Here is a 21378-nt window from a genome sequence, read left to right as displayed (position 1 = left end):
TATACAAATGGTTGAGCAAGAACTACGGACGAAACAATTTACTAGAGTATCCGACCTAGAAGTACTGCTGAGTGATCTGAACGGGGCACTTGCTGGTGCAAATGAAAAATACCTCGAAAGCTGTTCGGAGAATTACTCAAAAATTTTTGTAATGGGGCCGCTTCGTTCCGGTACCACGCTATTCACACAATGGCTGGCCAATACTGGACTTACCGCCTATCCAACTAACCTTCTATCCCGATTCTACGGTGCACCGCTGGTAGGAGCGAAAATCCAGCAGTTATTGACTGACCCGCGGTACAACTTTCGGAACGAAATACTGGACTTTAACTCTGAAGTAGGCTTCAGCTCAGATAATGGAAAAACGAAGGGCGCACTTGCGCCCAATGAGTTTTGGTACTTCTGGCGCCGTTTCCTGCCTTTCGACGAGTTAGACTATATGCCAAGTAATGAGTTACGGCAAAAAGGTAACTTGCCCGGTTTGCGGAATGAGCTTAACGCTTTGGCAAATATCTTGGATAAGCCGTTCGCTCTAAAAGCCATGATCATGAATCAGAATATTCCGGATTTGGCGGAGCAATTCGACAAAGCTTTGTTCATTTGGATCCGTCGGGATCCGGTCTTCAACATCCAGTCCGCGTTGGAGGCTCGAAAGCGCCAGTACGGTAATATTAATACTTGGTACTCGTTCAAGATCAAAGAGTATCCGCAACTCAATGACCTGGATCCACTGAAATCTGTTGCGGGCCAAATAGCTGCAATCAATAGCTCAGTCGAGCAGGGTATAGCTATTTTGCCTGATCACAAAAAGTTAGTGGTCCAATATGAAGATTTTTGCCAGCGTCCCAAGTATTACTACAATGAAATTGTCCGCCGGCTAGTTGAGCAGAACGGAGTATGTGCTAACGAAGTACGAGATTATGTTGGAGAGAAATCGTTCGCCAGTACTAATGGCTGGAGACTGGGGGAGTACACAGAGGCTCAGGCGGCGGCTTTATGTGGGCATCCTTGTAAGGAATAAGCATTGCTGTAAGTAATATAACCGTCAAGCGACTAACTAACGGCTACTGTCTATCAGTAGCTATTCTAGATGATGATATGTCTCCGATTTTATGACCTTAAAGTATATTTCTATATTAAATTTTTCGATTCATTTTAGGTGAAATATGAAAGCCGGTAATTTAGTGAGCGCTAAGGATAAAAATGCTATTCCTGTGCATTATGTGGGAAATTCAGTAAAATGCATCACAGGTAACCAGAAGCTTTTTGTCGATAAGTTTATCGCGCCAATTAAATTTAGTGATATAAAAGAAATGGGAGCATCGGCTATATATTCTATAGCTAATAAAGATGTTCTTTCAAACGAGGACGTGAATCGTAATTTATTGGTTAGCTTAGAGGATAAGAAGCCTTTCTACTATACCAAGCTCAATCATGGGTATTGGAATAACTTGGTTTATTCGTCAGCACTAATGGATGAAAACGGACGTTTTGGACAACTTTGTACGAAGTACCTCAGCAATAACCCTAAAAAAGTTAGGCTAGCCGCTAGTGCCTATTCAAAGTACATATCTAGCTCTTTTGCATTGAAGCTAAATGCTGCCGTGCTGGATGCAGATTGTACCGGAAATTTGTCTTTGGGCGTAGGGCTAGATAACGGGGTTCAAGATATTGGGGAGAATATTAAGTCATTGGAGAGTATTCTTTGTAAAGATAGAATAATCGCTCGAGATCGATTGGATATTCTTTCGTTGTGTATAATGAATACATATTTGCATGGGGTTTCTAGAGTTGTCTCATCTAATATACCAAAGTCGCTAGTGACGAATGACTCGATGTTAACGCGCTTTGTGAAATGTATTGATAATCATCAAAAAATAGTAGTTGCATCAAAGAATACATTAGACTGTATAGAAGACGAGTCTGTTGCGAAAATTGAGATACCTGCAGCTAACTCTTACTATCAGGAAGTGTTTTATTACCCTGAAAGAATTCTAGAATTGGTTGAGCGTGCGGTTGGTCAGTATAGTTATTCGGTAGTGCTGATGGAAGCGGGCCCCGTCGCATCGTATGTAGCATCCTCAATGTGTAAGAATAAAGTCGATGTTGCTTGTATTGATATGGGCATGGCACTAGTCAATATCTTTAATAAAGATGTAATCAAAGGGAACTGGAAAGACCTAAGTGGAAACTTGGTAGGTTATTAACTACTGTTTGAAGTAGATTTCGGTCTCATATTTAGTTATAACACTTCTGTAGTCGTGTTTTTTCATTTCCTGATAGGAGAATTTAAATTCTATAGTAGGTTTTTTGTATGCTAATTAGTGGGGTTTATTTTCTATGCTATAGGTTGATTTTATTAGAATCTGGAAAATGATATAGAAATAGATTTCAGTTTTTTAGATAACAATTGTAGATGTCGAATGAGCATTAGAAAAAAGATATTCTTACATATTGGCTCCCATAAAACGGGGACAACCTCTATTCAGCGATTTTTGTCTTTAAATACAGAGGCGTTATCGGATCAGGGTTTTTTCTACTTAATACCCAATCCTTGGCCATTGGTAATTAAGACAAATGGAGTCGATTTTGCTCATAATATAAAGACGGAAGGCTTTGATATCATAGATGACTTAGGTCATGATAACATTATCATTTCTCATGAAAATTATTCTTGGCTATCGGATCTAAGAAATATATCTCTGTTAAAGAAAAGTCTATCTAGGTTTGGTAGGGATATAAAGATTGTTCTATATCTTAGAAGACAGGACTCACTAGCTGTTTCTCAAAAGCAGGAAGGTACTAAATGGATTGACTGTTCCTTGGCATATGGTCACGATATCAGCGCTTTACCAAGTGAGTTGTCCTCGAGAGCAGAAAGATATCTTGATTTTTATGACAAGGTAAGGCTTTGGGCAGATGTATTTGGTGAAGAAAATGTAATTCTTAGAGCTTTTGAAAAAGGTCAGCTTAAGAATGAAGATGTTGTTGATGACTTTTGCGGGTTGGTTGGAATAGAAAAAAATAACTCATTCAGGGATGTAGGCAGAGTAAACGAGTCAATCAGTAGACGAAAGCAAATTATTCTACACGCATCTCGCCAGTTTGTCGGAGAAAGAAATAAAGTCAAAGACTTTATGGTTCGATATATAGTAAATCACTCCGCCGACGATGATGAGAAGTTGTTGCCATCCAGAGCGGCGGCAATAGAGTTCTATGAGAAGTTCAAAGAAAAGAATCGACTGTTAAATGATGAATATAATATAACAAACAACAAGTTTCTATTTGATGAGGACTTTTCTAAATATCCTACTATTGAGAATAACAACATTGAACTTGATTATATTGTTAAGACATTTACGGATATGGTAGGAAGTTTAGTAAACGAAAATTTTGATCTGCGCAGTGTGGTTGATAAGGACTTGGCTCATATATTGAGGGATATAGCCTTGGAGTGTGAGTCTGAAGGGGATTTGTCGTCGGCGTATAGAATTATGTCGAAAGCTAGCAGTATTAAGCCAAGTGGGCACTTCATTAAAAAGAAACTGGCTTACTATAAATTAAAGCTTGTTCAGGAAGATGGTAATTAATGAAAGAGTTGGTTTTGCACTTTGGTGTTCAGCGGACAGGTACAACTACAATCCAGTCTGTATTGAAAAAGAATAAAGGGATATTAAGGAGTCATGGGGTATTATATCCAACTTTATTCGATCTGCCAGACCACGTTAAAATACCTTGGTGGATGAAGAATAATAAGATTTCATTTTCAGATGTTCTGAGAGAATTAGATAAAAAGGATGAGTCATTTATTGAAAAGATTGTACTCTCTGCTGAAGACTTTTGTATGCTTGAAGACTTCTCCTTTTTAAGAGAAGCGAGTGATAATTATGATTTGAAAATAATCCTTTATCTGAAAGAGCAGGCGAGTTGGTTAGAGTCTTGGTATAATCAGCATATAAAGTGGCCTTGGGATAGTAAATTTTCTGGTGCCGATTCTCGATTTTTTATTGATAATATGTCCGATTTTTACTGGATTGACTACTATTCAACCCTCAGTAAGATTGTTAATATAGTCGGTAAAGAAAAAGTAATTGTTAATGTTGTTTCAAAAGATCGAGTAAAAGATACGACTAGAGATTTTATATCTCATTTAGGGCTTGATGTAGAGCGTTTGCATCCTTATAAACACTCCAATGAGTCACTATCTGCTGGTTCATTAGAAATTGTTCGTCGAATCAATTTGAGTGGTTCGTCGCCTGCGGTTAGAAATAGAATAATTACTGCAGTTAGATCCATCGATATCGGTGGGGATAATGGGAGCAAAGCTGTCTTTAGTAATGGTGATCTTGAAAAGATATATAGATATTTTGAAGCGTCTAATAGGATGCTTGCGGAAGAGTTCTTTGGTGGTAGTGAGGTTTTTGGTTCCCTGCGACATAGAAATGAAAAGCCATTTAAATTGTCGGATGAAGACGTTTATACTAAGTATATTCCGATGGTTTTAAAGAAGGTCGCGGAAGGTTGATTACTTTAAAGTTTTATAGTGTGCGGAATAGATGGCTATATTTGAAAAGTTTTATAGGTTGTATAAGTGGCTCAAGGAGTTAAGTCCTTTTTTTGTTAATTCTTATAAGCTTAGTTGTGAGCTTCAGAGAGTGGGTGGTTCTAAAGAGGGCATAGATAAGGGGGATATCCTTCTATTTTCGACGATGAAGAACGAAGGCCACCGATTGGAGTATTTTCTTGACTATTACAGAAAGCTAGGTGTGGATCATTTCTTTATCGTTGATAATGGATCGACGGATAACACCGCTGATTTTATTTCGACACAGCCGGATGTTACTCACTTTTATACCGAAGGGAGTTACAAAGATTCCAATTTTGGGATGCATTGGCTCAACTACCTGCTGTTCAAGTATGGCCGTGGCCATTGGTGCTTTACCTGTGACCCCGACGAGTTCTTTGTATACCCGCACATGGAAACTCGGGATTTGCGCGACTTGACGCAATACCTGGAGTCTCTCAAGCAGGACTCGTTCTTCACCGTCATGCTTGATATGTATAGTGATAAACCGGTATCACAGTCTTGGTATGAGCCGGGAACGGATCCTGTTGAAACCTGTCCCTATTTTGATGGAACAGGTTATTCTAAGCAGCACAACCCCAATTTCCGAAATCTGTATCTACAAGGTGGAGTGCGCAGGCGTGTCTTCAGCAAAGATGAACCCGCATCGGCACCCGCTTTGAATAAGGTTCCACTTGTCAAGTGGAAGTGGAATTACGCATACATCTCATCCATGCATATGATGCTGCCCCGTCGCCTCAACCGCTGTGTTGATGAGCGTATGGTGACCGGTGCGCTTCTCCATTTCAAATTTATCAGTCAGCTGGATGAAAAGGTAAAGCAAGAGATGGTAGCCAAGCAGCACTACAACGATTCAGCTGAGTATAAACAGTATGACGATGTCATTCAGGCAGGTGAAGTCTTGTTTGATGACCAAGTATCGACCCGGTTTACAGGGTGGAAGGATTTAGCGCGGCGCGGGTTGATCAACCTGGGTGGCTGGTAAGGAGTTTACATGAAAGTTTCATTTGTTCTGCTGGCACATGAAGCACCCGAACAGCTAAAGGGGCTGATCCAGTCGCTGTTGGCGGCAGGAAGTAACATTTATATGCACCATGATGCCAGCAGTTCAGGTGACGTGCGTACCGCATCGGCAAGCTGGGGGCTGGATGCACTGCCTGGCAAACTGTATCTGGCTGATCGGGTCAAGGTCGTTTGGGGAGAGTGGTCGATCGTTGAGGCGACTCTCAACTGCATGCAGTTGATTCGTGAGCACGATACGGACAGCGACTATTTTATGCTGCTCTCGGGTTCATGCATGCCCGTCAAGCCGGTAGCTTTGCTGCAGGAATATCTTGCGCAATCCGGTAAGGATCATATTGAAGCCGTCAATGCCGAAAAGCAGCAGTGGGTTACGGCGGGGTTGCAGAAGCAACGCTGGAGCAAGTTCCACTTTTTCAATTGGCGTTATCAGACATTCCTGTTTGACACCTCGCTCAAGATTCAGCGTAAGTTGAAAATCAAAAGAGAGATCCCTCTCGGGCACACTGCGCATATGGGATCTCAATGGTGGTGTATACGGCGCGGGACCCTGATGTCCGTTCTGGATTTGATTGAGAGCAAGCCAGTGTTGCGCCGTTTTTATAAGCGGACCTGGGTGCCTGATGAGCTTTTCTTCCAGACCCTGGTGGCGAACCTGGTTCCAAAAAGTGAAATCAGTAGTGAGCTGCTGACACGCTATACATTCAACTCCTGGGGTATACCGCTGGTTTACTATGACGATGACTACCCCGAGCTGTTAGCAGAGTCACGATTTTTTGTGCGGAAGGTTTCTCATCGGGCGAAGTTTCTGCGCGAACGTTTGGCTTCTATTGCGTCGATGTCAGTTAACGAAATGGCTGACTTGCTGGAGCAGAGTGAGACTGAGCGCAATGCATTGATGGAACGGATTGATCTGCAAAAGCAGATCAATGAAAGCCGCTGGCATAGTCTGGAGTCGCATAAGGAGAATCGCTACGACTATATTAAGTCTATCCCGAACCCTATGGTCGTCCTTGTAGGAGAGGATACTCCCGCCAAGCGTCAAGCCCTGGCGCAGATCGATCGTTTGGATGACACCGTCGTCTACGGGGACCTGTTTGATCCTGCTGAAGTCGGTAAAGGCTACGATCATACTGGGTATCTTGGGGTTGGGCGTGATGCGGTTAAGCTGGTCAAACATACCTGGCATCAGGTTCTGGGTGATATCGCCTATCGGTCACCGGGGAAAACCATCGTTTTTTCACTGGGCAGGAATTTCAAACAATACCTGGAGGTGTTGCGCTGGAAACCCGGGTTGAATGTCTTGCTGGTAGATGGATGCCATGAACAATCACTGAACCAGAAATTGTTGAAAGAGCTTTACCTGAAGAGTCAGGCGCTTCATTTGCTGGCGGATCGGAACTGTCGGTTGACAACGCTCGATGTGTCTGAGTTGAAAGGTTGGGTTGATCAGCTTTGTTCCGACAAGACCCGTTCGATTGAGTATATGCGCTGGCAGCTTGAACGACAGCAGGAGAAGAAACGCTGGGATGGGTTGCTTTTGGATGGTCATGATCATTGGGAGTTTATCAAACAGCTGAAAACCAATGTGGTTTTGCTGATCAGTGATGATAATCAGTTAGCATCGGAAGCTGTTAATGTTATTCAGCAGCAAGCCGAATTTGTTGTTCTAAAAGGTGTATTCGATGTCATCCCGTCCGGAGACCATTCACGCGACTGGCATTACTATCTGGCAGAAGTCGCGCAGCTGAATAAAAAGCTTAATCATCAGGATCTTCTGATAATAGAGCTGCGCGGCGATCAACTGGCGTGCCTGGATACATTGAAATGGAAAAAGAATCTTACCGTCGTCTATCTCAAAAGTAATGGCGATAAACTCGGTTCTGCACCCAGGTACCGTTTGAGGGGGGGATTGGAGAGTTTTTCCGGCGTGGCTGGCCTTCCTGTCAAAACCCAGCTTGAAGCCCTGCTTACCGAACGGCATTGTAGCTATTATGAGATTCCTGTGCAGGATAAGAAATTTATAGTCGAGCTCGTTTGCGGATCTCCGGCTGCTTCGAAAGCAGCCAAGAAAGTTACCATGGAGGCGTGTTAAGTGGCCAATATTTTAGTTGTCGGTGGAGCAGGCTATATTGGCTCTCACATGGTTAAGGCGCTGGCTGAAGCTGGTCATCAAGTTGTAGTCCTGGATAACCTTTCCACTGGTTTCCGTGAGCTGTCCCGCTATGGGCGACTGGTGGTAGGAGAGCTGGCCGATGTGACTTTGTTGGAACCTTTGTTTGCCGAAAATGACTTCCACGCTGTCATGCATTTTGCGGCCAACAGCCTTGTGGGGGAATCTGTCAAGGATCCGTCCAAGTACTACCGGAATAATGTGTCGGGTACCCTGAATTTGCTGGATGTGATGGTGCGCCATAAAGTGATGCATTTCATCTTCTCCTCTACGGCCGCTACTTTTGGAGAGCCGGAATATACTCCAATCGACGAGGCGCACCCCCAGCAGCCAATTAACCCCTATGGTGCCAGCAAGCTGATGGTTGAACGAATCCTTCAGGATTACGCCAGTGCCTATGGACTGAACTCGGTTTGCCTGCGTTATTTCAACGCCTGTGGCGCCGATCCAGAAGGTGAGTTGGGCGAGTGTCATGATCCTGAAACCCATCTGATCCCGCTTGTATTGCAGGCTGCATCGGGACGTAGGGAGGCCATCACAGTCTTTGGCCGTGACTATCCTACTGAAGATGGCACCTGTATTCGAGACTACATTCATATTCTTGACCTTTGCACTGCGCACGCCCAGGCGCTGGATTATCTGGCCAACGGCAAAGGGCAGGGTGCTCTTGCTTTCAACTTGGGAAATGGCCAGGGCTTTTCCGTAAAGCAAGTGATCGAGGTCGCGCAACAGGTTGTCGCTAAAGATGGGTATAGGATCAAAGTCAATGAGGGCGAACGCCGCGCCGGTGACCCGGCCGTGCTGGTCGCCGATGCACAGTTGGCCCGCGAACAGCTGGGTTGGCGGCCGCAGTACGCGGATCTCGAGACTATTGTAAGCCACGCCTGGGCATGGGAAAGACAGCGCGCACGGCTCTAGCAGAGCTCCCTCCGACTCAATGACTAACGCACCTGAGATTCGCTGGATCGATAGCGGTATCGCCCAGGGCGTTCGGTATCAACTGGAATTTGACCATGGACACGATTGACTCTTTGATTTCAGCCTATTATCAAACGGTGCCAGATGCGGGTATAGCCTCCCAACGGGTGAGTTTCGGCACCTCGGGACACCGTGGCTCATCCCTGAGTGCAAGCTTCAACGAAGCCCATATTCTGGCAATCACTCAGGCGGTGGTGGACTACCGTCGCGAGCAGGGTATTGCGGGCCCGCTGTTTATCGGCCTGGATACGCACGCACTTTCAGGGCCGGCGTTTGAAACTGCCCTTTCAGTCCTGGTTGCCAATGGGGTGCGCGTGATGCTCGATGCGGCCGGCGGCTTTACGCCGACGCCGTTGGTATCAAGAGCGATTCTGACCAGCAACGCTAAAGGCGGTCCCGATCAGGCCGATGGGCTGATCATTACACCATCCCATAACCCGCCCGAAGACGGTGGCATCAAGTACAACACGCCGGACGGCGGGCCTGCAGATGCCAATGTAACCGGCTGGATTGAAACGCAAGCCAACGAATTACTCAAAACAGGTCTCGTAAACGTCCAGCGCATGCCTGTCGATCAGGCGCGTCAGCAGGCCGAGCCATACGATTTCGTGGGCGAATATGTTGCGGCCCTGTCGTCCGTGATCGACATGGACGCGATCAGGGCTGCCAATATCCATATTGGTGTTGATCCCATGGGCGGGACGTCGCTCGCAAGCTGGGATGCGATCTCTGACAAGTTTGGCCTGAATATCGAGGTGGTTAACCGCGCCCAGTCTCCGGATTTCGCCTTCATGCCGCCGGATCATGATGGCAAGATCCGTATGGACTGTTCCAGCACGGCGGCCATGGCCAATCTGCTGGAAATTCGTGAGCGCTTCGACCTGGCATTTGGCAATGACCCCGATGCCGATCGTCACGGCATAGTGGATGCCAGTGGCCTGATGAATCCCAATCATTATTTGGCTGTCTGCATAGACTACCTGGTTTCACACCGGCCGCAATGGCTATCAGGTCTGTCGATTGGCAAGACGCTGGTGTCCTCGTCGATGATCGACAGGGTTGTAGAGGGAAGGGGGCATCAGTTGTTTGAGGTGCCAGTGGGCTTTAAGTGGTTCGTGCCCGGCCTGCACAAGGGTGAACTGGCCTTCGGTGGCGAAGAGAGCGCGGGGGCAAGTTTTCTGACTCGTGATGGTAATCCCTGGAGTACCGACAAAGATGGCATTATTCTTTGTCTTCTGGCTGCTGAGATCCTGGCGGTAACCGGAAAAACACCTTCAGAGTATTATGCCGAGTTGACCAAGCGTTATGGTGCTCCGCTGTACAAACGCATTGACAGTCCGGCGACGGTTGAGCAGAAGGCCCGGCTTAAATCCCTGACCGCGGCTGATATCAAGACGTCTACGCTTGCAGGAGACCCGATTGCGGGGTGTTTTACTGAAGCACCGGGTAATGGAGCCGCGATCGGCGGCCTCAAGGTGGTGACTGAAAACGGTTGGTTTGCCGCACGCCCCAGTGGAACCGAGGCCTTGTGCAAGGTGTACGCTGAAAGCTTTAAGGATGAAGCACACCTTCAGGCGATACTCGATGAGGCTCAGCGACTGGTTGATTTGGTTTAGGTGTGCTGATTTGCCCGGATGCCGGGATACTGCTACCGAGATTATCAACGAAGGCCGGCGCCGCTGCTTTCTTAGGGCCCACTCTCTAGGCGATTAGGCATACAGCTGATTCGCCCGGAGACCGGGCTCCTACCACCTTCATTATCGATCGAGGCTGGCGTCGCTGCTCTGCAGAAGCCCGGTCTGCGGCTGATTTTGCCTATTGCCAGGCGCAAGAAATAAATGATTGGAGTCCTATCGCGTGGTATCGCGCGTATCCCTTATATCGACGTTTTTCTGGAAGCTCCCTGCCGCGTGTATTGGCGTACGGCTCGGGGCGAGCTGACCGGGATTGCCGGTTGGGGATTGAAGCCGACTTCGGTGAGCGCGCGTCGCGTTGCTGCGCGCCTTGGTTTACCCTATATCAGCCTCGAAGATGGCTTCCTGCGCTCGCTCGGGCTGGGTGTTCAAGGCGCCTTGCCCCATAGCCTGATCGTTGACCGCTCCGGAATTTACTATAACGCCACACACCCCAGCGAACTTGAACGGATCATCGCTGAAGCAGGCTTTGCTGCCGGTGAACTCGAGCGGGCGCGCAGATGCATCGATCTTTTGTGTCATTACCGCCTCTCCAAGTACAACCATGCGCCGGATATGCCTTTGGCGTCGCCGCGAGGGTGCCATGCCTCGAGTTTGGTACGCGGCTCCCGCGGGGTTCTGGTGGTGGATCAGACCTGGGGCGATGCGTCGGTCGCTTATGGCCTGGCGGGTGAGGGGAAGTTTCAGCAAATGTTGGACTCGGCCATTGCCGATAATCCGGGTGCCGAGGTGCTGGTCAAGGTTCACCCCGATGTGATTGCCGGCAAGAAAAAAGGTTATCTGTTCGATCTTGCTCGCGAGCGCAACTGTACGTTAATTGGTAAGGATATTTCCCCTTGGGCGTTGCTGGATGCTGTCGACAAGGTCTATGTTGTGACCAGTCAGATGGGGTTCGAGGCGTTGATGGCGGGCAAGGAAGTTCACTGCTTCGGTATGCCATTCTATGCCGGCTGGGGGCTTACGCAGGACAGAGTTACATGCGAAAGACGTGGAGTCGAGCGATCGCTGGAGCAGGTCTTTGCGGCGGCGTACCTGCGATATTGCCGTTATATCAACCCCTATACCGGCGACCGGTGCGAGCTGGAGGATACCATCGCGCTGATTGCCGATCAGAAACGTGTGCTGGAACGCGGGCGTGGCGATTGGCAGGCTGTCGGTTTTTCGCGATGGAAGCGTGGCTTTATCGGGCGTTTTCTGGGGCAGGCTGCACAGATGCATTACCTGAGTGATGCTGGCGAGTTGACTGTGGCGGCGGCTTCGGGCCCGGGCTCGCGGGTGCTGGCCTGGGCGTCTCGAGTGGATGACGACATGGAGCGCCAATGCGAAAGCGTCGATAAAGCCCTCTGGCGTATAGAAGATGGCTTTATTCGTTCGGTGGGGCTTGGCGCGGATCTGGTCGATCCCCTGTCGTTGGTGCTGGATTCGACAGGGATATATTACGATGCAACGCGTGCCAGTGATCTGGAGGCGTTGCTGAACGATGTCGAGATCACACCGGATTTGCTCGAGCGCGCGGGCCGGTTAAGAGATCGGTTGGTGGCGTTGAAATTGTCGAAGTACAACGTCGGCACCACCGGCAGGCTGAGTTTGCCGGAAGGCCGTCGGGTCCTGCTGATCCCGGGGCAGGTGGAAACGGATGCATCGATTCGCAAAGGCTCGCCTGAACTGAAATCCAACCTGGAGTTGCTGAGTGCGGTACGGGAAGCCAATCCCGATGCCTATATCATCTACAAGCCCCATCCGGATGTGCTGACCGGCGGTCGTGTCGGCGGTCTGGCTGGTGAATTACCTCTGTTCGATCTCGAAGTGCGCGATATGTCGATGCCGGAGCTGCTGGAGCAGGTTGACGAAGTCCATACACTGACATCGCTCACCGGGTTCGAGGCGCTGTTGCGGGGGCTTAAAGTCGTCACCTACGGCTTGCCATTCTACGCCGGCTGGGGGCTTACGGAGGATCGGTTGCATTGTGCCAGGAGGGCTCGCGTCCGCTCGCTGGACGAGCTGGTTGCAGCTACGCTTATCCTGTATCCGGTGTATGTCGATCCGGAAAGCGGCGACCCGGTCAATGCCGAAACCGCGGTCGAGCTGCTGGTGAGGGCTCGGGAGAAGGGATACAGGCGAAGCCTGAAGGGGCGGCTGTACAACTGGATTCGACGGGCAAGCTGAACGACGTTCAGCTCCGGGACAGGTGCTTACGACGATGCTATGAAGTAAGGTTCGTTCATCTGATTCTTTGTCCTGCCTGATGCCATTTCGGTTCGTCGGCTGCGCTTCATCCTTGGGAGGTGTCAGTGCGCGCTTTGTGGGCCTTTTCCTTCTGCGTTTTACTGGCGCTTGCCGGGACTGGCCTGGCGTCCACTGCCTTCGCACTCGAATTTCAGGAAGCACGTCATCTGCTATTGCGCGCGGGATTTGGGCCCGAAAGGCGGATGGTCGAGGCGCTCGCGCCCCTGAATCGCCAGGATGCGGTCGAGCTCCTGCTTGGGGAACCCGCTCCCGCTTTGGCGTTTCCGGCATGTGCGCAGGTACCTGCCGTGCCGCAGAAGTTGCGCAGCAAATGGAGCCGCGACGAGCGCCGGGCTTACCGCAAGGTTCAGCGGCAGTGCGGTGGGAAGCTAAAGGAATGGTACACGGCACGTTTACTGGTCGGCAAATCCGTTCTGCATGAGCAGATGACGCTGTTTTGGCACAATCATTTCACCTCTTCATTGCGCAAGGTGCGTGACCCCCAGCTGATCGCCAATCAGCACCGGATGCTGTATGAAGGAGCGCTCGGGCATTTTGACGAGCTTCTGCTAGCCGCCGTACGCGACCCCGCCTTGCTGCTCTACCTGGACAACGTCAACAACCGCAAGCGTAAGCCGAACGAGAACCTGGCTCGGGAGCTGCTGGAGCTGTTCACAATGGGCGAGGGCCATTACAGCGAGCAGGATATCCGGGAGTCGGCGCGTGCCCTTACCGGACTGGCGGTCGATCCGGTCAGTCGCGCAACCCGCTTTTACCGAAAGCGCCACGATAATGGCGTCAAAACTATTTTCGGGTCCGCAGGGCGTTATGATTCACGGCAGCTGGTCGATCTGATCCTGCGTCAGCCTGCGACCGCGGAATACATCACGCGTGAGCTCTGGTTGAACTTCGTCAGTGAGCCGGACGAGATGCAAATCCGGCAACTGGCCTCTGAATTCAAACACGACTGGGATATTGCGCAGCTGGTACGTGGAATCCTTTTGTCTGAGGCCTTCTGGCGTGATCAGGGGCGAATGGTCAAGTCCCCGGTGGAGCTTGTGATTGGCAGCGTGCGACTGTTCGGTAGCGGCACCATGTTATCAAAGGGACTACCAGGGCTGCTTCGGCGTATGGGTCAGGACCTGTTCGATCCGCCTAATGTCAAAGGTTGGGCTGTCGATGAATGGATCGGACCGAGCCGGATGCTGATTCGGGTGGTTGCCGGGGAGCGGCTAGTGCGTGGTTTCAGTGATGAGGCGAGCGCGCCACAGCTGGCGTATCTCTGTGCCGAACGGGATATGGCTGATTTTGGCGCGGTGCCATCGGTGGTCGCCACCGAACCTGACTCCGATTGTCAGCAGCGTATCGAAGCACTGGTAACCGACCCTGCCTGGCAGCTGAAATAGGAGTGGGGAGATGAATCGTCGTTCGCTACTCCAGTACCTGACATTGATGCCGCTTCTTGGTCCAGCTGGGCTGTCGGCTGCAAGTCGGGAGGCATCGTCTCCGCCGGTGCTGCTGCTTGTCGAATTGAATGGCGGCAATGACAGTCTCAATACCGTTGTACCGCTCGAGCAACTCGCCGCCTATCAGCATTTACGGCCTAATTTGGGCCTGAATGCGGACGAGCGGCTCGATTTGGATGAGCAGTATGCCCTGAACCTTGCGTTTGAGCCGTTGCTCCCGGTCTGGGAGGCTGGCAATCTGGCACTGGTGCATGGTCTCGGCTATCCACAACCGAATCGCTCGCACTTTCGTGCCATCGAAATTTGGGACACCGCTTCGGGCGCGGATGAGTTCCGCGATGAGGGGTGGTTGGCAGCACCCTCGAATACGCTGGGGTCCAGCGAATTGGATGCATTGGTTTTTGGACGCAATGCTGCGGCTTTTGCGGGCGGCGGCTGCCGGTTTCTGGTAATCGACAATCTTAAATCCTTCCTGGCTCAATCCCGGAATATTGAAAAGGTGGTCTCGGATAGCAGCAATCCGGCGATGAGAAGGGTTATCGATGCCCGTTATAGAATTCAGGCTGGCGAGAAGTTGCTCAGTGGTGTGCGTCCTGCGGCCAGTGGCGGTACATCGCCATATCCTGCCTCGGCGTTCGGTCGACAGTTGGCGGATGCGGCCAGCGTGATTCGTGCGGATTTGGGCGTGCCGGTACTAAAGTTATCGCTGGGCAGTTTTGATACGCATCGAAACCAGAAACAGACGCATGCTCGATTGTTGCGTCATTTGGCCCGAGGTTTGGCGGCTTTGCGTTCTGAACTGAAAACCTCAGGGCACTGGGAGAGGGTACTGGTTGTGACCTATTCGGAGTTTGGTCGTCGGGCTTCGGAAAATGGCTCGGGCGGTACCGATCATGGCACCGCGGCAACGCATTTCGTACTGGGGGGGCGGGTACGGGGTGGGCACTATGGGCATCACCCCAGTCTTGTCGAACTTGCGGACCGGGATATGCAGTTCACAACGGATTTCCGGCGTCTGTATCAAACGGTATTGACCGAGTGGTGGCAGCAGCCTGATTTGCGGGTGCCGGGCGATGAGTGGGAGACGCTGGGTTTGATAGGATGAGACCTGCCTTGACGGGGTTACCCTTCTCAGCCTGACTCGCGACCGGTTTTGATGGCGCTGGAGCGTCGATTTGGCTCGTTGTGATTGTAGCGTGGGGCTGCTGTAGCCCTGTCTCTGGGCGATCTTAAAGCGGTAATCGAGAAGATTATTCGCTCGCGGAGCGAGCTCCTGCAAAAGCATGGCACGGCCGCCGGCGAATGTAAGAGCCCGGTCCCCGGGCGAACCGGCACAGTGATATGGACATTTCGGCGGGGTTCGCTCAAGGAGTGAGCTCCGATTGTCAGAACGGAAACACCAGCGGTACCAGCACCAGCACGCCTGCGGAGTAGGCGACGCTGACCGGCAGTCCGGTCCTGATATAGTCCAGCATCCGATAGCGGCCGGGCGAGTAGACCATCAGATGGGTTTGGTAGCCGAACGGGATCAGGAAGCAGGCGCTGGCGCCGAAAGCGACGGCCATGATAAAAGGCAGCGGGTCGGCGCCGAAGGCCTGGGCCGTAGAGATGGCGATGGGGAAGGCGAGGGCGGCGGCGGCGTTGTTAGTGACCGTTTCGGTCAGCAGCAGCGTGATCAGGTAGACGCCGATAAAGGCCCCCATGATGCCGAAGCCGTTGGCGTAGCTTTGGATAAAGTTCGATACCAGCAGCGCAGCGCCCGAGTCTTCGAGGCCTTTGGCGATGGTCAGGGCCGAGCCGATCAGCAGCAAAAGCTCGAACGGAAAGCGGCGCCGCAGCTCGCCGACCGTCAGGGTCTTGCTGGCAAGCAACGCCCCCAGCATCAGCAGCAGGCCATGAAACAGCGGCAGTACCCCGATGGTGGCGGCGACGACCACTGCGGCGAAACCGGACAGCGCCAGGGCGCTCTGGGTGTCGCTGAGCTTGGGGCGCTGCAGCGAGCCGCTGAGTACATGGAAGTTGCGATCGAGGTTGCGGTGCTGCATGAAGTCCGCGCCGACGGCAAGCAACAGGCTGTCACCCACCCGCAGCGGGATCCGTCCGAGCTGCTCCTTAAGGCGTTTTTCACCGCGCCGTATACCGACTACGCCCGCATTGAACATGGTACGAAAATCCACTTCCTGCAGGGTACGGCCGGCCAGTTCCGACTCATTCGATACCACCACCTCGACCAAGTTGGTCGCCAGCAGGTCATCCGCGCGGCTGCCGAACAGCTCAAGGCCCGGAAAGCGCTGAAGCGTCTGTACCTTATGTACCTCGCCGGTGAAGGCCAGCAGATCCCCAGCGTGCAAGATCTCTTCCGGCCCGACCGGACTGATCAGGTGACCTTCGCGTTCGATTTCCAGCAGAAAGAGCCCATCCAGGCTACGCAAGCGGTTTTCTTCGATGCTTTTGCCAACCAGCGGGGAGTCCCGGGTAACGCGTGCCGCGAGGAAGTATTCCTGGGTGGATTCCTGTTCGTCGTTACGGTGCGAGGGCAGCAGGCGGGCGCTGAAGAGCAGCACAAGCATGCATACCAGCGCCACCGGGACACCGACCAGGCTGAACTGAAACATCTCCAGTGCCGGCAGGCCCGCGCTTACAGCAAAGGAGCTGACGACGAGGTTGGTGGAGGTGCCGATGAGGGTGGTGATGCCGCCGAAAATGGACGCGAAGGAGAGCGGAATCAGCAGGCGCGATGAGGTCACCTGTCGCTGGCGGCTGATGGCGCCAAGAAAGGACGCGACCACGGCGGTATTGTTGAGAAATGCGGAGAATAACGCGCTGGTGCCCATCAGGCGCAGCAGTGCCAGTCGCTCGCTACCGCGCAGCAGACGCTCGGAGAGTTGATCCAGCAGGTGAGAGCGTTCCAGCGCCAGCGACACCAGCATCAACAGGATGAGAGTTGCCAGTGCAGGATTGGCGAAGCTGGCAAGCAGATCGCCGCTCTCGACGATACCCAGCAGCACGAAACCACCGGCCCAGCCTGTAAAGAGCAAAGCCGGCGCAAAGCGCCCGCTTGCCAGCAGTGCCAGCAGTATTCCTACCGATATCAGTACGCTCCAGCTTTCCATCTACTCTCTTATGTCCCTGCTTCCTAATGCCTGGTCGTTCCCGCGCGACCGGCGGAATATTAGTTACGTGTTACGTGTTACGTGTTACGTGTTACGTGTTACGGGCCGACGGAGTCGGCGCGTTTCGCTTGGCTCAAGGCGCCCTACGAGGATGTTTTATGCCGACGAGAAGGGTTCGCCCGGAGACCGGGCTCCTACAATTCGGCGCAATCGGGTTGTCATTGTAGGAGTATGTTTAATACACTGTCGATGGTTGCCGGGAGAATTTTGCCGGAAAAACTTTAAAATACTTTGATTTCAACGGATTACAATGGCTGAGCCGATAAAACATTTATCGCCGCAAGCGTTAAACAAACGCCGCCGCGAAGCGGTTCAGCTGCGAATTGATGGTTGTACCGTGGTTGAAACGGCGCGGCAGACCGGTCTCAGCGCGCCGACTGTCATTGCGGCCTACAAGGCCTTTGTTGCCGGCGGCTGGCCTGCTGTGGATGTCAGGTCGCGGGGGCGCAAGGCGGGCGCGGGTCGCAGTCTTGACGCTGGGCAGGAACAGACGCTGTTGCGCCATCTGTTCGCGGCACCGGGCGAGGCCTGTCTCGAGTCCGGTGGTCTCTGGCAGGCTGATGGCATTCTTGATTGGGTGAAGGATGAGCTCGGGGTTGAGCTCACGGCACGCAGTCTCACGCGCCTGCTGCAACAGTGGCAACTGAGCGCGCCCGAGCTCAAGTCGAGCCTCGGCGAGCGGCCGCAAACCCCAGCGCTTAAGCGCTGGAGCAAAGACCGACTCAACCCGTTGCAAGGCGCAGTGCGCAAAGAGGGCGGAACCCTGCTCTGGGGCGGCCTGCGCCACTTCTCTAGCCCCCTGAATGAGTCGCCCTGTTACCAGCTTTATGTTCACGCCGGGCGCGCCCGTCAGTTCTGGCTCTTGAGCGAGCAACCGCCAACTGCAGCGCTTTATCTGGAGTTCTTTCAGCGACTCCTTACTCATTTCAAGGGCCCTGTCGGGCTCGTGTTTCACGGCGCGGATTTCAGTCGCGACGCGTCGATTCAGACCTGGTTGAACGCCCACACCGGGCAGTTGCAGCTGCTGGCTCCGCCGGCCGCGGGAGCTGCAGAAGCCGGCAAGGTGCGCAAGCAGCACAGAAAAGCCTCCCGGGAAGCCGCGCAAATGCCTCCCGGATCTACAGAAACGTTGAGGACCACTATGGCACTGACTCACTTACAGCGGCTGGAAGCCGAGAGTATCCATATCATGCGCGAGGTCGTGGCGGAGGCCGAAAACCCGGTCATGCTCTACTCGATCGGCAAGGACAGTGCGGTCATGCTGCACCTGGCGATGAAGGCCTTCGCGCCCTCGGTGCCGCCGTTCCCGCTGCTGCATGTCGACACGCGCTGGAAGTTCCGCGAGATGTACCGTTTCCGCGACCAGATGGCGGAAAAGCTGGGTATGGACCTGCTGGTGCATATCAATCCTGAAGGCGTCGAGAAGGACGTCAATCCCTTTACCCACGGTTCGGCGATTCATACCGATATCATGAAAACCGAGGGTCTCAAGCAGGCGCTCGACAAGTATGGCTTCGACGCCGCCTTCGGCGGGGCGCGCCGCGACGAGGAAAAGTCCCGCGCCAAGGAGCGTATTTTCTCCTTCCGCAGCGCCCAGCATCGATGGGATCCGAAGGGGCAGCGTCCGGAGCTGTGGAAGCTCTACAACTCCCGCAAGCACAAGGGCGAGAGCATTCGCGTATTCCCGCTGTCGAACTGGACCGAGCTCGATATCTGGCAGTACATCTACCTCGAGAATATCCCGATCGTGCCGCTGTACTACGCCGCCGAGCGTCCGGTGGTGGAGCGTGACGGGGCCCTGATCATGGTCGACGACGAGCGCATGCCGCTCAAGCCCGGTGAAGTGCCGATGATGCGCAAGGTGCGTTTCCGTACCCTCGGCTGCTACCCGCTGACCGGTGCCGTGGAGTCGGAGGCCGACACCCTGCCGGCCATTATTCAGGAAATGCTGTTGACCAAGACGTCCGAGCGCCAGGGGCGCGTGATCGACCACGACTCGGCCGCATCGATGGAAAAGAAAAAGCAGGAGGGTTATTTCTGATGGCGCACGTATCGGACCTGATTTCCACGGATATCGAGCAGTACCTCAAGGCGCACGAGCGCAAGGGCCTGCTGCGTTTCATCACCTGCGGCAGCGTCGACGACGGCAAGAGCACCCTGATCGGGCGCCTGCTGTTCGAATCCAAGATGCTGTTCGAGGACCAGCTGTCGGCGATCGAGGCAGACTCGAAAAAGTTCGGCACCCAGGGAGACGAGATCGACTTCGCGCTGCTGGTGGACGGTCTTGCCGCCGAGCGCGAGCAGGGCATCACCATCGACGTGGCTTATCGCTTCTTCTCCACCGACCGGCGCAAGTTCATTGTTGCCGACACCCCGGGGCACGAGCAGTACACCCGTAACATGGTGACCGGTGCCTCCACAGCGGACGCAGCCATTCTGATGGTCGACGCGCGCAAGGGCATCCTGACGCAGACCCGTCGTCACAGCTACCTGATGTCGCTGATCGGCATCCGCCATATCGTTGTTGCGATCAACAAGATGGACCTGGTCGACTACTCCGAGAAGGTTTACAACCAGATCGTCGAGGATTACCGGGCCTTTGCCAAGCAGGTCGGTATTGGCGAGGTGACCTTCATTCCGATGTCGGCGTTCAAGGGCGACAATATCACCAGTCACAGCGAGCGTATGCCCTGGTTCCACGGTACCACCCTGATGGGCTACCTCGAGACCGTCGAGCTGGATGAGGAGCGTCTGCAGCAGGGCGCCTTCCGTATGCCGGTACAGTGGGTTAACCGTCCAAATCTGGACTTCCGCGGCTTTGCGGGCTCGATCGCCAGCGGTGTGGTGCGCCCCGGCGACCGGATTCGCGTGCAGCCGTCAGGCAAGGAAAGCACTGTGGCGCGTATCGTCACCCATGACGGCGATCTGGAACAGGCAGTGGCGGGCCAGTCAGTGACCCTCACGCTGGCCGACGAAATCGATATCTCCCGCGGTGATGTCATTTCCGCCCACGCGGCGCCCGCCGAGACCGCCGATCAGTTCGAGGCGACCCTGGTCTGGATGCACGAAGAGCCGCTGCTGCCGGGTCGACCCTATCTGATGAAAATCGGTACCAAGGTGGTTACCGCCCAGGTGTCGGAAATCAAGTACCAGGTCAACGTTAACACCCTCGAGCACACCGCGGCGAAGAAGCTGGAACTCAATGCCATCGGCGTCTGCAATCTGACGCTGGACCGCCCGATCGCCTTCGATGCCTACGAGCAGAACCAGGATACCGGCGGTCTTATTCTGATCGACCGCATGAGCAACAGCACCGTCGGCGCCGGCATGCTGCATTTCGCGCTGCGCCGCAGCCAGAATATCCATATGCAACACGTCGATGTCGACAAGGAAGCGCGCAGCGCGGCCAAGGCACAGAAGCCTTGTTTGCTGTGGCTGACCGGCCTTTCCGGCGCCGGCAAGTCCACCATCGCCAACCTGGTGGAGAAAAAGCTGCACGCCCGCGGCCAGCATACCTACCTGCTGGATGGCGATAATGTGCGTCACGGCCTTAACCGCGACCTTGGTTTTACCGACGCGGATCGCGTCGAGAATATTCGTCGTGTTGCCGAAGTGGCCAAGCTGATGGTCGATGCCGGTCTTATCGTCCTGACCGCCTTTATTTCGCCGTTTCGCTCGGAGCGCGCCATGGCGCGGGACCTGGTGCAAGAGGGCGAGTTTATCGAAGTGTTTATCGATACGCCGCTCAGTGTCGCCGAAGACCGTGATCCCAAGGGGTTGTACAAGAAAGCGCGCCGCGGCGAACTGAAGAACTTCACCGGTATCGACTCTGCCTACGAGCGTCCGGAGAACCCCGAGGTGCATATCGACACCACCGAGCAGACGCCGGAAGAGGCGGCCGAGTTGATCGTTGCCGTGCTCGAGGAACGCGGGATGCTGGTTGGTTAACCCGTGACAGGTGACAACAAGTTACGAACTCGTAGGGCACCTTGAGCGCCGCGATACGTGCCGAATTAAGGTGCCGTTCGCTCCGCTCAGGGCACCCTACGTGGCCGATCATCAC

Annotated in this window: 14 protein-coding genes; 13 read left to right on the top strand and 1 reads right to left on the bottom strand. The window is 53.0% G+C overall.

The annotated features are described in order from the left end of the window. The first annotated feature begins 7 nt into the window (after positions 1-7). From IEX85_RS07045 to IEX85_RS06995, 11 genes are all read left to right on the top strand, one after another. Complete coding sequence (locus IEX85_RS07045; protein ID WP_188859846.1) at positions 8-1021, top strand: sulfotransferase; 1014 nt, start codon at positions 8-10, stop codon at positions 1019-1021. Between the two features lie 145 nt (positions 1022-1166). Further along, the gene (locus IEX85_RS07040) at positions 1167-2207 is read left to right on the top strand and encodes a hypothetical protein (protein ID WP_188859845.1); all 1041 of its coding nucleotides are present in this window, start codon (positions 1167-1169) and stop codon (positions 2205-2207) included. A gap of 216 nt (positions 2208-2423) precedes the next feature. Continuing rightward, positions 2424-3590 carry a hypothetical protein gene (locus tag IEX85_RS07035; protein ID WP_188859844.1) on the top strand — a complete coding sequence of 389 codons (1167 nt, stop codon included), beginning with the start codon at positions 2424-2426 and terminating at the stop codon, positions 3588-3590. Beyond that, the gene (locus tag IEX85_RS07030) at positions 3590-4525 is read left to right on the top strand and encodes a hypothetical protein (RefSeq protein ID WP_188859843.1); all 936 of its coding nucleotides are present in this window, start codon (positions 3590-3592) and stop codon (positions 4523-4525) included. Before IEX85_RS07035 ends, IEX85_RS07030 begins: the two co-directional genes overlap by 1 nt. Positions 4526-4556: 31 nt before the next feature. After that, the gene (locus IEX85_RS07025) at positions 4557-5570 is read left to right on the top strand and encodes a glycosyltransferase family 2 protein (protein WP_188859842.1); all 1014 of its coding nucleotides are present in this window, start codon (positions 4557-4559) and stop codon (positions 5568-5570) included. 9 nt (positions 5571-5579) lie between these two features. Next, positions 5580-7700 (top strand): beta-1,6-N-acetylglucosaminyltransferase, encoded by a 2121-nt coding sequence (locus IEX85_RS07020; protein ID WP_188859841.1) that lies wholly within the window; start codon positions 5580-5582, stop codon positions 7698-7700. Then, on the top strand, positions 7701-8696 hold the full coding sequence (gene galE / locus IEX85_RS07015; protein ID WP_188859840.1) for a UDP-glucose 4-epimerase GalE: 996 nt from the start codon (positions 7701-7703) through the stop codon (positions 8694-8696). 95 nt (positions 8697-8791) lie between these two features. Continuing rightward, positions 8792-10372, top strand: a complete 1581-nt coding sequence (gene pgm, locus IEX85_RS07010) for a phosphoglucomutase (alpha-D-glucose-1,6-bisphosphate-dependent) (RefSeq protein WP_229721823.1) — start codon at positions 8792-8794, stop codon at positions 10370-10372. Positions 10373-10594: 222 nt separating this feature from the next. Next, entirely contained in the window at positions 10595-12616 is a 2022-nt protein-coding gene (locus IEX85_RS07005; RefSeq protein WP_188859839.1) for a capsule polysaccharide biogenesis protein, read from the top strand. A 119-nt stretch (positions 12617-12735) separates the two neighbouring features. Beyond that, positions 12736-14082 (top strand): DUF1800 domain-containing protein, encoded by a 1347-nt coding sequence (locus tag IEX85_RS07000; protein ID WP_308425639.1) that lies wholly within the window; start codon positions 12736-12738, stop codon positions 14080-14082. 10 nt (positions 14083-14092) lie between these two features. Further along, positions 14093-15247, top strand: a complete 1155-nt coding sequence (locus tag IEX85_RS06995; RefSeq protein WP_188859837.1) for a DUF1501 domain-containing protein — start codon at positions 14093-14095, stop codon at positions 15245-15247. A gap of 280 nt (positions 15248-15527) precedes the next feature. Here IEX85_RS06995 and IEX85_RS06990 read toward each other — a convergent pair whose 3' ends face one another. Continuing rightward, on the bottom strand, positions 15528-17255 hold the full coding sequence (locus IEX85_RS06990) for an SLC13 family permease (protein ID WP_188859835.1): 1728 nt from the start codon (positions 17253-17255) through the stop codon (positions 15528-15530). A gap of 1201 nt (positions 17256-18456) precedes the next feature. Here IEX85_RS06990 and cysD point away from each other — a divergent pair. Together cysD and cysN are read left to right on the top strand one after the other, a co-directional pair. Further along, a complete protein-coding gene (gene cysD / locus IEX85_RS23985) occupies positions 18457-19356 on the top strand; it encodes a sulfate adenylyltransferase subunit CysD (protein WP_229721841.1) in 900 nt (299 codons plus the stop codon). Continuing rightward, positions 19356-21263 carry a sulfate adenylyltransferase subunit CysN gene (gene cysN, locus IEX85_RS06980; RefSeq protein WP_188859830.1) on the top strand — a complete coding sequence of 636 codons (1908 nt, stop codon included), beginning with the start codon at positions 19356-19358 and terminating at the stop codon, positions 21261-21263. Before cysD ends, cysN begins: the two co-directional genes overlap by 1 nt. The last annotated feature ends 115 nt before the right edge of the window (positions 21264-21378 follow it).

This window comes from Marinobacterium nitratireducens, from assembly GCF_014645375.1.
Classification (GTDB): Bacteria; Pseudomonadota; Gammaproteobacteria; order Pseudomonadales; family Balneatricaceae; genus Marinobacterium_A; species Marinobacterium_A nitratireducens.
Note: the sequence above shows the minus strand (reverse complement) of the source record. Positions and strands in the feature narration are given on the sequence as shown.